We start from the raw sequence: 13,544 nt of genomic DNA, 5'->3' as shown, positions 1-13,544 counted from the left end.
GCTTACAGGGAGAGATTTTCGCCTTGGGCAGCAGTTTCCGTCGGCGCTTTATGCAGTGAGCTTAATGCCCCGCCACTGTAGCTGGCCAAACGCAATTCGTTTTGCTGTTCATGCCACGCAATAATTTTGTGATAGTTGCGCACGTTATCTACGAATTGCACTGGCTCCCAGCCTCGCATATAGCCATGTTTTGCACGGCTGTAATACTGTGACTTCGACAGCAGGGGCATGTACTTGCGCACGTCTTCCCACTTATCAGGATTTCCCCCCATGCGCTGGGTTAATACGCGCGCATCTTCCAGGTGGCCAGCGCCCTGGTTATAGGCCGCTAACGCCAGGTTCAGCCGGTCGTCGCCCTGGATGCGTTCAGGCAGGCGGTCGAGCATCATGCGGAAATACTTGGCGCCGCCGTAGATGCTTTGCAGGGGATCTTCGCGGTTATTGACGCCCATGGCCCGCGCTGTGCGTTTGGTCAGCATCATTAAGCCGCGCACGCCGGTGTGGGATTCCGCATCGGCCAACCAGTGAGACTCCTGATAACCAATCGCCGCGAGCATTTGCCAGTCCAGGTCAAACTCAGTGGCTGCCGACTTCATGGCATCAGACCACTGTGGAAAGCGGTTTTGCAGGCGGTAGGCAAATACCATCGCCTCGCCGGTAGTTACTTCATCGATATGGCGTTCAAAAAAGTGCTTGGTAACCTGGGCCAGGCTGCCATCCCTTTTTATTTGTGCCATGTAGCGTTGCGCCGCATCAAACAAGCTGGTGTCCTTGCTGTGGGGAAAGGCCCAGGCCAGTGGTTGCGGATTGCTGATATCAAAGGCCAGTTTTGCACGTGGATAAGAGTAGCGATGTAATTCGTAGGCATTGGAATCAATCACGGCATAATCCGCCTCGCCCTTATGGACCATCTCCAGCAAGTCGATCATCTGTCCATTTTCGATGGGGCGCCAGGTGAGATTGGGGAATTTTTTCTGCAGCCGCGCAACGCGTTTGCTGTGCGCTGAGTCGGCGAGGATGAGTACCTCTTTACCTTTCAAATCCTTAATGCTGGTCGGTGTGCCCAAACGGTGGTTGTAAACCAACTGCTGGGTAATTTGCATATAGGGCTTGGCGAAGCTCAGGTGGTAATCCTGGCTCTCCAGTGCGGTGAGCTCAGCAGAGCCCATATGGTATTGGCGCTGCTCGACGGCGTGCAGCAACTCGCGTGTATCCGCCTGGTTTTCAATCGCCAGGTTAACACCCAGGGAATCGGCAAAACCTTTTAACAGGCTGTATTCAAAGCCTGTCAGGCCATCGCTGCCTTCATAAAATGTTGTTGCGCCGTTGGTGGAAATCACCCGCAGCTCGCCACTGGCGAGAACCTGCTCCAACACGTTAGGCGGCGTGCTGCGCACCAGCGTAGCGCTGGCAGAGATAACAAGGACAAGCACTGACAGGCTTGTAATAATCGATCTTATGGTGGACAGCGAAAGCTTGCGTATTTCCATAAGGGGTTCTCCGGTTTACTGAATGACAACGCCCGAAGGGTGTTACTAATTCGTGTGTGCACTCATGCCGAATCCAATCCATTTTTGACCCGTGCAAAATGGCGGCCATCTTATCGGCAGTTTTTGAGCGTGAATAGCTTGTTTTTTGAGCAGGAATCGGCTAGGAATTTTTGTTTATAAATATGATTTATTTATAATTTTTATAAAAATCAAAACGTTAAGTTATTCTTTGTGCTGTTTTGTAGTTCTTCTTAGTGTAAAAAAATCTAATAAAAAGCATATTTTTGCGCCGTTTTTCGCATTGAGAATGTGCTTGTGAGGTGCAAAAACACAAAAATAACGGTGCAAGCTGCTAAAAAATTGTGCAAAAAAGTACCAAAATGCGTTTTTTTACAGAGGTTACAGGTCGCTGACGGGTAACAGCTTGGGGGTTATCGGCAGGTTTAGGGCTATAAAAAGCTCTCGGGCCAGTCCAAATCCAGTACAATGCGCGCCTCTCTTTTGTCACTACCCCCATGCCGAGGCTCTTCCCACTATGTTAATCCTGCGTGGCGCTCCCGCTCTTTCCAGTTTCCGCACCCAAAAACTCCTGGCTAGCCTGCAACAAAAGGTGCCGGGTGTGATCGGCGTTAGTTCTGAATTTGTCCACTTTGCCCATGTCACAGCGCCTTTGGATAACGCGCAACAGCAAGTGTTAACACAATTACTGACTTACGGACCCAAGGTAGAGAAAGAGGCTAGCCACGAGGGGACATTGTTCCTGGTGGTGCCACGCCTGGGTACTATTTCGCCCTGGGCTTCCAAGGCCACGGATATTGCTAGAAATACTGGCCTGGATAACGTAAAGCGCATCGAGCGCGGTATTGCCTACTATGTGGCTGGCGATGTTTCTGCCGCTGAGCGCGCGGTTCTTGCTTCTTTATTACATGACCGCATGGTGGAAACGGTTTTTGACAGCCTGGAAGCGGCTGAGCAGTTGTTTGTGCAGCAAGCGCCCGCCGCACAAACCACCGTGGATGTTATCGGCGGTGGCCGGGCGGCACTGGTAGCGGCGAATAAATCCCTGGGCCTGGCCCTGGCGGATGACGAAATCGATTATCTGGTCGCCAGCTTTACCCAATTGGGACGCAACCCGGTGGATGTGGAGCTGATGATGTTTGCCCAGGCCAACTCCGAACACTGCCGCCACAAAATCTTCAACGCTTCCTGGACTATCGATGGTCAAGAGCAGGAGCGCAGCCTGTTCAAGATGATCAAGAATACCAATGAAGTGGGTGGTGACAATGTGCTGTCGGCCTATGCCGATAACGCCGCTGTGGTAGTGGGTCATGAAGCCGGGCGCTTTTATCCCAACCCGGAGACCAAGGCCTACGAATACACCCAGCAGCCCATTCATCTATTAATGAAGGTGGAAACCCATAACCATCCCACCGCCATTTCACCTTTCTCGGGGGCGGGTACCGGTGCTGGTGGTGAAATTCGCGACGAGGGTGCGGTGGGCCGCGGTTCCAAGCCCAAAGTGGGCTTGACGGGATTTACTGTCTCCAACCTGCAGATCCCCGGTTTTGAACAGCCTTGGGAAGAAAACTACGGCAAGCCGAACCGCATAGTGACTCCGCTCGACATCATGATCGAAGGCCCTATCGGTGGTGCTGCGTTTAACAATGAATTTGGCCGCCCCAATATTTGCGGTTACTTCCGTACCTTTGAGGAAAACTTCGATGGCGAGCGTCGCGGTTACCACAAGCCGATTATGCTCGCGGGTGGCTATGGCAATATCAAAGCCGAACATATCGAAAAGCCGCCCTTCGGTGCAGGAACCAAGCTGGTTGTGCTGGGTGGTCCGGCGATGCTGATCGGCCTGGGTGGCGGTGCGGCGTCTTCTATGGCGTCCGGCTCTTCGTCCGAGGATCTGGATTTCGCCTCGGTACAGCGCCAAAACCCGGAAATGGAGCGCCGCTGCCAGGAAGTGATCGACGCCTGCTGGCAGCTGGGTAATAACAATCCCATTGCCTTTATCCACGATGTGGGCGCCGGTGGCCTTTCCAACGCTTTCCCCGAACTGGTGAAAGATGGCGGTACCGGCGGCAAGTTTGAGCTGCGCAATGTACCCAACGATGAGCCGGGCATGAGCCCCCTGGCAATTTGGTGTAATGAATCGCAAGAGCGCTATGTATTGGCCATTGCCCCGGCGGACCTGCCGCGCTTTGAGGCCATTTGCCAGCGCGAGCGCGCGCCCTACGCGGTGGTCGGTGAAGCGACCGATGAAAAACACCTGCTGGTCAATGACAAGCACTTTGATGCCAAGCCGGTCGATCTGCCCATGTCGGTACTCTTTGGCAAACCGCCCAAAATGCACCGCACTGCCGATAAGCACCTGGCGCAAACCACCGAATTCAGCACTGCCGGTATCGACCTGAACGACGCTGCTGAGCGCGTACTTAAGCACCCGGCGGTCGCCAGCAAAAACTTCCTGATTACCATCGGCGATCGCTCGGTCACCGGCATGGTGGCGCGCGATCAATTTGTCGGCCCCTGGCAGGTTCCTGTTGCCGATGTCGCCGTGACTACCGTGAGCTACGACTCCTGCGCCGGTGAAGCCATGAGCATGGGCGAGCGCACCCCGGTAGCGCTGCTGGATGCACCTGCCTCCGGCCGTATGGCTATTGCCGAGGCGATCACCAATATTGCCGCCACGCGCATTGAAAAACTGTCTGACGTAAAACTCTCCGCCAACTGGATGTGCGCCGCTGGCCACAAAGGCGAAGACGAAAAGCTCTTCCGCACTGTGCAGGCGGTGGGGATGGAATTGTGTCCGGCCCTGGGGATTACCGTGCCGGTGGGTAAAGACTCCATGTCCATGCGCACTGCCTGGAAAGAGGGCGGTGACGACAAGGCCGTTACCGCGCCCTTGTCGCTGGTTATTTCCGCTTTCGCGCCGGTGGTGGATGTGCGCCAAACCCTGACGCCACAACTGCGTATTGATAAGGGGGATACCGATCTGCTGCTGGTTGACCTGGGCAATGGCAAAAACCGCCTGGGCGGCTCGATCCTGGCACAGGTGTATAACCAACTGGGTCAAACCCCTGCTGATTTGGATTCAGCCGGACAGCTCAACGGTTTTTTCAACGCCATGCAAACGAGCCTTGCCGCTCATGAATTGCTTGCCTATCACGACCGCTCTGATGGCGGTCTGTTTGCAACCCTCGCTGAAATGGCTTTCGCCGGTCATACCGGGGTGAGCGTGAACCTGGATGGTTTGGGCGATGACGCGCTTGCGATTTTGTTCAGTGAAGAAGCCGGTGCGGTGTTGCAAGTGACGCGCGCGCAATCTGTCGCTGTGCAACAACGCTTTGTGGATGCCGGTTTGACCGTCAGTGTTATCGGTAGCCTGAACAACAGCGATTCCGTGAATATCAGCCTGAATGGCAAGGTGCTGTTCGACCAGCCGCGCGCGCGCTTGCAAGCACTGTGGAGCGAAACCAGCTACCGTATTCAGGCACTGCGCGATAACCCTGCCTGTGCCGAGCAGGAGTTCGCTGCTATCACCCAGCCTAACCCCGGCTTAAGTGTAAAGCTCAGCTATGACCTTAATGAGGATGTGGCAGCCCCCTTTATCAACCCTGCATTTTTTATAAACGGGGGCGTGCGTCCTGCAATTGCGGTATTGCGTGAGCAGGGGGTTAACGGCCATGTGGAAATGGCTGCAGCCTTTGATCGTGCCGGTTTCAAAGCCGTTGATGTGCACATGAGCGATTTGCTCTCTGGCCGTGTATCCCTGGAGCAATTCAAGGGGCTGGTGGCCTGTGGTGGCTTCTCCTACGGCGATGTGTTGGGGGCTGGTGAAGGCTGGTCCAAAACTATCCTGTTTAACAGCAGGGTGCGCGACGAGTTTGAGCGTTTCTTCCATCGCAATGACACCTTCAGCCTGGGTGTGTGCAATGGCTGCCAGATGATGTCCAACCTGAAAAACCTGATTCCCGGCGCCAGTCACTGGCCGCGTTTTGTGCGCAACTTATCCGAGCAGTTTGAAGCCCGTTTCAGCCTGGTGCAGGTGCAGGAATCGCCCTCGGTATTGTTTGCGGGTATGGCTGGTTCGCACATGCCGGTGGCTGTTGCCCACGGTGAAGGTCACGCCGAATTTGCCGACGCGGAAGCACTCAAACGCTGCGACGAAAGTGGTACAGTGGCGCTGCGCTTTATCGACAATAGCCTGCGGGTTACCGAAACCTATCCCGCCAACCCCAACGGTTCGCCGCTGGGCATCACCAGTGTGTCCAGTACGGATGGCCGGGTAACTATTATGATGCCGCACCCGGAACGTGTGTTTCGCGCTGTTACTAACTCCTGGAAACCGGATGGGTGGACAGACGATGGCGCCTGGCTGCGCCTGTTCCGCAATGCGCGGGTGTTTGTGGGTTAACCCTGGCTGATAGCATGAATCCCGGACCCATAACAAAGGAGGCGAATGCCTCCTTTGTTATTGGGGCATTTAGTGCTACAAAGTATTACAAATCCAGGCCACGGATAACGATTTGCCCATTTATTTTTATGCTTCAATAACATGGCGCATTTTTTTGATGTTGTCGCTGTCGGTTTCAGTGTTTGTGTAATGAACCTCACCCTTTAAATAACCTCTAATAAACATCCGTATATCATCGCAGCAACAGGTAGGTATCTATGAAAAGTCATGTGAAATCAAGTTTGATGCGTGTGCTGGTGATGGGTTTGCTTGTCAGTGTTGTTGCAGGCTGTACCTTCACCAAAAAACATGAACAGGAAGCCCAGAAAAAAGCCCAGGAGCAGGGGCTGAGCCAGGTTGAAAAGTCCCGTTTTGATGGAACCTTTGTCGCGCCAGGCGTAGATTTTGCCAAGTACAAAAAACTGCTGGTTGAGCAGTTGGACATGGAAAACGTAGAAATCCTGAAGTCTTCATCGCGCAACTTTACCCGCGATACGCCCTGGACCTTAAAGCCTGCCGATAAAGCCTATTATCAAGAGCGCTATACCGAAGCCTTGATTAAAAACCTGGTTGCTGACGGCACCTATGTAACTTCAGTAGCGGCGAGTGACGATGTGTTGGTTATTAAGTCGCGTATCCTGCAAATTGCACCACTGGCCAGTAAAGATGACTCTGATGGTCGCCCCGGCATTATGAAGGTGTACAGCGAAGGAATGGGGACCATGACCATTGAAATGTCCCTTTACGATTCCATCACTGGCAAAGCGGTCGGCATTATTACGGACAAGCGTGACCTGGGACGTATTTGGGAGGAGAACAACCGCGTTACCAACAATATCCAGGTTCGCCTGGCATTCGATGCCTGGTTGCGCAAGTTGCGCACAGAACTGGATAACCTGTCTGGACGCTAATAGGCTTGGCTATTATTCCGCTGTAAAAGCAACTGTAAAAAAACAAAGGCCGGTGTTTGCACCGGCCTTTGTTTTTTTAGCGTCATTACTCAAAACTTATTCGTGGCTAATGACCATAACGTCGGTATCGACGGCAGCAATCAAACGCTCTGCGGTGTTGCCGCGACGGGTTTTGGTCATACCATTTTGACCCAGGGTTCCCATCACGATCAGGTCGGCATTGATTTTTTCAGCCAATGCCGATACCACATCGGAGGTGTAGCCGTTATCCACATGGATTTTGTCGTTGGGCAAACCGGTTTCGGCAAGGATCTTGGCGCGATCCGGATAGCTCATTGAATCCATATAGCCATTGATGACGTGCAGGTCTGCACCATAAACCTCGGCATAGTATTTGGCTTGCGCGACAATTTTTTTATTGAGTTCTTTTTGCACATCGCGTTCGGCCTGGAAGTTAACTGCTGCCAGGATAACCTTGCGCTGCGCTTTGGCACCCGGGCGAATCAGCACCACTGGACAGTAGGCACCTTTCAACAACTCCCACTTGGATTCTGTAAACAGGAAACGACTGGATGCGGTTGTAGCGTGAACCGGCAGGTAAATCAGGTCAGCATCAAAGCGTTTTGCGGATTCCATGATGGATTTTTGCCACTCGCTTGACCAGGACACTTCCAGGTTGAAATCAATACCGGCATTGATCAGTGGGTTTTTGATAGCAGATTCAAACCAGCTCAGGTCGCGGAATACGTTTTCGTTAACGGTGCGGGTATCAACAGCATTGGGATCGACAGCCACAAACGCGTGAACCTTGGGTTTAACATCGCGCAAAGTAGACGTGATGATAACGCGCTCCAGAGCAATGTGAGTGGTGTCGTTGGGGTCGACAACGACGAAAATCTTTTCTGGCTTGGACATAGTAGCTCCTGGTGTTTCCCTGGTATCGGGGGTTGTTATCGTTTGGTTTGGCCTAGCATAGCAACCCCGATAGTCTTTTTACAGGGTGCAATCGATCACCGCGCCAATTGGATTTGATCTGGCGTAAACTATGCACATTTTTTACACCAAATGCGGAGTATGTGCATGAATTTGCTTGAAAATTACACAATTAACGAGTTGTCTGTAGGCCAGACGGCCAGCTACAGCAAAACCCTGACAGAGCGGGATATTGTGCTGTTTGCGGCCTGCTCCGGCGATGTCAATCCGGTGCACCTGGATAAGGATTATGCCGCGACGACTCCCTTTGGTGAGCCTATCGGCCACGGTATGTGGACGGGCGCACTGGTGTCTGCCGCTATTGCCACATGCCTGCCGGGACCCGGCTCGGTTTATCGCAGCCAGAGTATTGCGTTTAAACACCCTGTTAAGCCGGGCGATGTGGTGACAGTAACCCTGACGGTCGCAGAGATTAAAGCGCGTATCAAACTGGTAACGCTGGCATGTGAAGCCCACAACCAGGATGGCAAATTGATCGCGAAGGGAACTGCGGAGGTTATTGCCCCGTCCGAAAAATTATCCATCAAGGCGGGAGAATTACCGGATATCCGCGTGGGCTAATAAAGCATTAAGCTCAGGGCGTAACATCCCTGGCTTGGCTGATCAGCAGGGAGGCTACGGCCTTCCCCAAAGATTTAACCACCAGCGCGTAAGAGTTATCGATCATTCGTTGCACTTCGCCATCGGGAACCGTGCCATCGACGACAATGGTATTCCAGTGTTTTTTGTTCATGTGATAGCCGGGTAATACCTTGTCGCGAAAGACCATACGCAATTGTTCGGCTTCCAGCGGATCACATTTGAGGTTCATGCGCTGCTGGTGTTTTTCTATGCCCAGGGTGGCAAACATTTTTCCTCGCACCTTGTAAACCGCGACTTCCGGGCCGAAGGGGAAATCTTCACCGGCTTCAGGTTTGCTGAGCAGGTAAGCTTTCAGGTCGAATGCCATCATGTCCCTCCCGGAACAACAGGGTACGCAGGTTATTCCGCATCCTCATCAAGTTCATCATCGCTTGCACACCAACCGCCCAGGGTTTGCCAGCGATTGACAATCAGGCAGAAAAGGTCGGCAGTTTTTTCCGCATCGTAAGCCGCACAATGCGCGGCGCTGTTGCTGAATTCAATGCCTGCTGTTTTACAGGCTTTAGCCAATACTGTTTGACCAAAAGCCAGTCCAGCCAGCGTGGCTGTATCAAATACCGAAAATGGATGAAATGGATTGCGCTTGATATTGCAGCGCTCAACAGCGGCATTCACAAAACCCAAATCGAAATGGGCGTTGTGTCCCACCATCACTGCGCGGGTGCAACCGCTTTCCTTAACGGCGCGGCGCACCGCGCTGAAGAGGTCAGTCATCACCATCAGCTCCGGTTCGGCAATCCGGTCGGGACTGTCGGGATCGATACCGGTGAAATCCAGTGCTGCCTGCTCAATATTGGCGCCCTCGAACGGCTCTACCTGGAAGGCAAAGGTTTCATGGCGGTGTAGGAAACCGTCTTCATCCATGCGGATGGTAACAGCGGCAATTTCCAGCAGGGCATCGGTTTGGGCGTTAAAGCCGCCGGTTTCTACGTCCACGATAACGGGTAAAAAACCGCGGAATCGCTGGGCCAGCGGTGAGTGGGGATCGCGCATTTGCTCGGGAGGGTTCATTGGGCCGCCTGGTTTTTCAGTTTCCAGCGCAGGGTTTCACCGGCGCGAAGGGGAACCAGAGTGGTCTGGCCCAAATCCAGGTGCTCTGGAACCTGCCAGGGCTGACGCACCAGGGTAATCTGTTCACTATTGCGCGGCAGACCGTAAAAGTCGGGGCCAAAATGGCTCGCAAAGGCTTCGAGCTTGTCCAGTGCACCAGCGTCCTCGAACGCCTCGGCGTAAAGCTCTATAGCGGCATAGGCGGTATAGCTGCCCGCACAGCCGCACGCGGCTTCTTTTTTGTCTTTGGCATGGGGGGCCGAGTCGGTTCCCAGGAAGAACTTGGGGCTGCCGCTGGTGGCTGCCTTGATCAGCGCCTGTTGGTGTGTGCTGCGTTTGAGGATGGGCAGGCAGTAATAATGTGGGCGAATCCCACCCGCTAACATATGGTTGCGGTTGTAGAGCAGGTGATGCGCTGTAATGGTGGCGGCCACATTGGCAGGGGCATGGGTGACAAATTCGGCGGCATCCGCGGTGGTGATGTGTTCCAGCACCATGTTCAGCCCGGGAAAATTTTGCACAACTTTGCTGAATGTGCGCTCAAGAAAAACCTTCTCCCGGTCGAAAATATCTATTGTGCTGTCGGTAACCTCTCCGTGGAGCAGGAAGTGCATGCCCGCTTTTTGCATGGCTTCCAGTACCGGGTAAATCGTGTTCAGGTCGGTGACGCCCGAGGCTGAATTGGTGGTGGCACCGGCAGGATAGAGTTTACACGCCGTCACACCGGCGGCTTTGGCTTTGGCAATCTCGGCGGGATCGGTATTGTCTGTCAGGTAGAGCACCATCAGGGGTTCGAATTGCAATCCGGCGGGGCGGGCTGCCAGGATGCGCGCTTTGTACGCCAGGGCCTGCTCGGTATTCAGTACCGGCGGCACCAGGTTGGGCATGACAATGGCCCGTGAGAATTGCTGTGCAGCATCCGCTACTGTGCGGGCCAGCGCTTCGCCATCGCGCAGGTGAATATGCCAGTCATCGGGACGGGTAATTCGGAGCTCTTGGGGGGAATGGCTGGTAACAGACGCTGATGACATGGGGAAACATCCGGTGGTGGGTCAAAAAACTGGCCGCATCCTATCAAAAATGCTGTCCCGGCGCAGCCTTGCAATGACACAGGCTATACTCGGGCGGGTTACCAATCGTTGGAAGGGGTTATGAGGTTGCGACCTGTTGGTATGAAAGATCGTTTATTGGTTGCCAGGCAATTGCCGTATACAACGCGGGTGTTTGGCGTTCTCTGGTGTGCGCTTGTCTGGGGGCATCCGGTTTGGGCCCAGAGCTATGGCGCCAGTTGGGAGGAATCCCAATGGCGGGTCAAAAGTGGTGCATTCAGCTGCCTGCTTAACCATGACATCCCCGGTTTTGGCGAGGCCCAACTCAGCAACAAAACGGCTGTGGGTGAGGTGCTGGAGTTGCGCGGTACTATTCACAAGGGCTTTCCTGTCGGAAGTGTCAGCTATAGTGCACAACCTCCCGCCTGGCGCGGGGACCTGGCGCCGATTAGCCTGGGGCGGGTACAACAGGAGGGCGCCGGTCGATCCCTGCGTCTTACCGGACAGGGCGTTACCCCGGTGCTTGACCAACTCAAGCAAGGCCAGGGGGTGATGTTTACCGGGGCATCATCCGACGGTGGGCAATCCCTGCTCAGGGTGAGCCTTTCGCCACGTAACTTCCCCAAAGCTTATGACGCCTACCGCCAATGTACCGGTCAGTTGATCCCCTATACCTTTGCACAGATTGCGCGTATTACGCTCCATTACCAGCGCGACGCCAGCCAATTAAGCAATAAAGCCAAGGGCGAGTTGGACAAGGTGGCGCGTTATTCGCTGGCTGATAAAAATGTCCTGGGGGTGATTGTGGATGCTCACAGTGACAAGCGCGATGAGGCAGAGCAGAGTATGGATGCGTCACGTACCCAGGCGGAATTGGTGAGCCAGTATCTTATTGCCAAAGGCATGAACGTGGCGCAAATCACCAGTCGCTGGCATGGCGACAAATACCCGGCAGCCTCCAATGCGACAGAGCAGGGGCGTGCACAAAACCGTCGCGTCACTGTGCGCCTGGAAAATGCCGATACTCGCCAGGTGATGGAAAAACGTGTCCAGGCACTTCGTACCCAGGAGCAGGCCAGGCAAGATGCCGAGGCTGCTGAACTCAAGGTTCTGGAAGAGCGACTCGCACAACAGCAGGCACAGCGCCAGGCTGCCGGAGCTGCCTTGCAAAAAACAGATGAGGGGGTGCTTGATAAACCGCGCGATGCCCTTACCTTGAAAGAACTTGAGCGGATGGTGGAAAGCCAGGATCTGCGCTCGGGCAAGCAACCGAAACCGTGAATTCAGTGAGGGCAGGTTTTGGTGATCCCTGTGAGTGCCTCCAAATCCCTCGGGAATTTTTTATCCAGGCGAGAGTCTGACAGGAAGCTGCACAGGGCCTGATTTTTCGTGTCGGGTATTTGTGTGTTATCGACCACCAGGAGCATTTCATGCAAAGATTGATTGCCAAATTCACCGGTTTTACCGCCATCGTGTTGACCTTGGTATTCACCGGCACCGGTTATGCGGTGCAGTTGCCGGATTTCACTGACCTCATCGAAAAGCATTCCCCCGCCGTTGTAAAAATCACGGCAGTTTCCAAAGCGGCCAGCCAGCGCCAGACGCAGCAGTTGCCGCCCAGCATGCAAAACCTTCCCGATATTTTTCGCGAGCTGTTGGAGCAGCGCCAGGCTCCGCGCGATCGTGGCTCGCTCGGATCGGGATTTATTATTTCCGCGGATGGTTATGTGCTGACCAATGATCATGTGGTCAGCAATATGGATGAGATTACCGTTATCCTGAGTGACCAGCGTGAATTCCAGGCAGAATTGGTAGGGCGCGATGAGCGCTCGGATCTGGCATTGTTAAAAGTGGATGCTAAAGGCCTGCCTACCCTGGTATTGGCACAGGGTGAAACCCTGAAGGTGGGGCAATGGGTCGTTGCTATTGGCTCACCCTTTGGCCTCGATTATTCCGCCAGCGCCGGAATTGTGAGTGCTATTGGTCGCAGTATCCCCTCTGCACATACCGAAAGTAACTATGTGCCTTTTATCCAGACGGATGTTGCTATCAACTCGGGTAACTCCGGCGGCCCGCTGTTTAATATGGACGGTGAAGTGGTCGGGATTAATTCGCAGATTTATTCACCCAGCGGCGGTTCGGTAGGATTGTCGTTTGCGATTCCATCCTCCCTGGCATTGGATGTTGTCGCCCAGCTGAAAGAAAAAGGCCGGGTGGATCGCGGCTGGCTGGGCGTGATCATTCAGGATGTGGATAAGAACCTCGCCAGCTCACTGGGCCTGGATAAACCCATGGGGGCGTTGATTAATGATGTTGATCCCGATGGACCTGCCGCAAAATCGGGCCTGAAAGCAGGGGATTTAATCATCAAGTTCAATGGTTCGGGGGTGCATACCTCAAGTGACCTGCCTTACCTGGTGGGCCGTACAGCACCTGATACGAAAGTCCCCCTGGTGATCATGCGCAAAGGTAAGGAACAGACCCTGCGGGTTACCGTAGGCAAGCTGCCGGTATCGCCGGAAGAAGCGGCCAGTCGTCCTGCCAGGGTGCCGGCACAGGACGCAGAAGATGTATTAGGGCTGGTTATTGCACCCTTGGAGCAAACCCGGCGCGGAGGTGCGGAGGCGGGTGTAGTGGTGAGTAAGATTAAATCCGGAAGCCCGGCGGCAGAGGCGGGGTTGCAAGTAGGCGATATCATCACCCAACTGGCATTTACCGATATCAAATCCTCAGCGGATTACCAAAAGGTTGTTAAGGGGTTACCCAAAAATGAGCCCCAGGCGATTCGCTTTTACCGCGATGGACGGGCAATTTTCCGGTCAGTCACCATCAAGTAGGTATTGTTAGCCCGTAGGTTTTGTTGCGCCAGCGCCGGCAAATAGCCGGCGCTGTTGTTTCCGGGCCTTGCCCGGTTTGGCGCTGATCCGGGGTCTGTGGCCCCGCATAG

The 13,544-nt window shown here is 54.1% G+C and carries 10 protein-coding genes; 5 read left to right on the top strand and 5 right to left on the bottom strand.

Annotation, left to right across the window (positions count from 1 at the left end):
- Positions 1 to 2: 2 nt before the first annotated feature.
- The gene (gene mltF / locus CJA_RS12530; RefSeq protein ID WP_012488193.1) at positions 3 to 1,490 is read right to left on the bottom strand and encodes a membrane-bound lytic murein transglycosylase MltF; all 1,488 of its coding nucleotides are present in this window, start codon (positions 1,488 to 1,490) and stop codon (positions 3 to 5) included.
- A 535-nt stretch (positions 1,491 to 2,025) separates the two neighbouring features.
- Here mltF and purL point away from each other — a divergent pair.
- Entirely contained in the window at positions 2,026 to 5,913 is a 3,888-nt protein-coding gene (gene purL / locus CJA_RS12525; protein ID WP_041551508.1) for a phosphoribosylformylglycinamidine synthase, read from the top strand.
- 257 nt (positions 5,914 to 6,170) lie between these two features.
- On the top strand, positions 6,171 to 6,863 hold the full coding sequence (locus CJA_RS12520) for a DUF3313 family protein (RefSeq protein ID WP_012488190.1): 693 nt from the start codon (positions 6,171 to 6,173) through the stop codon (positions 6,861 to 6,863).
- 96 nt (positions 6,864 to 6,959) lie between these two features.
- Here CJA_RS12520 and CJA_RS12515 read toward each other — a convergent pair whose 3' ends face one another.
- Entirely contained in the window at positions 6,960 to 7,778 is an 819-nt protein-coding gene (locus CJA_RS12515; RefSeq protein ID WP_012488189.1) for a universal stress protein, read from the bottom strand.
- A gap of 165 nt (positions 7,779 to 7,943) precedes the next feature.
- Here CJA_RS12515 and CJA_RS12510 point away from each other — a divergent pair, with 165 nt between their 5' ends.
- Positions 7,944 to 8,417 (top strand): MaoC/PaaZ C-terminal domain-containing protein, encoded by a 474-nt coding sequence (locus CJA_RS12510; RefSeq protein WP_012488188.1) that lies wholly within the window; start codon positions 7,944 to 7,946, stop codon positions 8,415 to 8,417.
- A 13-nt stretch (positions 8,418 to 8,430) separates the two neighbouring features.
- On the opposite strand, the gene CJA_RS12505 is transcribed toward CJA_RS12510, so the two are convergent.
- Genes CJA_RS12505 through pyrC form a run of 3 tightly spaced genes read right to left on the bottom strand, consistent with a single transcriptional unit; the run spans position 8,431 to position 10,579 of the window.
- Complete coding sequence (locus CJA_RS12505) at positions 8,431 to 8,805, bottom strand: MmcQ/YjbR family DNA-binding protein (RefSeq protein WP_012488187.1); 375 nt, start codon at positions 8,803 to 8,805, stop codon at positions 8,431 to 8,433.
- Between the two features lie 32 nt (positions 8,806 to 8,837).
- Complete coding sequence (rnt, locus tag CJA_RS12500; RefSeq protein ID WP_012488186.1) at positions 8,838 to 9,509, bottom strand: ribonuclease T; 672 nt, start codon at positions 9,507 to 9,509, stop codon at positions 8,838 to 8,840.
- A complete protein-coding gene (gene pyrC / locus CJA_RS12495) occupies positions 9,506 to 10,579 on the bottom strand; it encodes a dihydroorotase (RefSeq protein WP_012488185.1) in 1,074 nt (357 codons plus the stop codon). Before pyrC ends, rnt begins: the two co-directional genes overlap by 4 nt.
- Before the next feature lie 141 nt (positions 10,580 to 10,720).
- On the opposite strand from pyrC, the gene CJA_RS12490 reads away from it, so the two are divergent.
- Positions 10,721 to 11,878, top strand: a complete 1,158-nt coding sequence (locus CJA_RS12490) for a MotY family protein (protein WP_041551507.1) — start codon at positions 10,721 to 10,723, stop codon at positions 11,876 to 11,878.
- Positions 11,879 to 12,027: 149 nt separating this feature from the next.
- Positions 12,028 to 13,434: a DegQ family serine endoprotease gene (locus tag CJA_RS12485; protein WP_012488182.1), complete on the top strand. Its 1,407-nt coding sequence runs from the start codon at positions 12,028 to 12,030 to the stop codon at positions 13,432 to 13,434.
- Positions 13,435 to 13,544 lie beyond the last annotated feature (110 nt).

Origin of the sequence: Cellvibrio japonicus Ueda107 (genome assembly GCF_000019225.1) — a bacterium.
Classification (GTDB): domain Bacteria; phylum Pseudomonadota; class Gammaproteobacteria; order Pseudomonadales; family Cellvibrionaceae; genus Cellvibrio; species Cellvibrio japonicus.
Note: the sequence above shows the minus strand (reverse complement) of the source record. Positions and strands in the feature narration are given on the sequence as shown.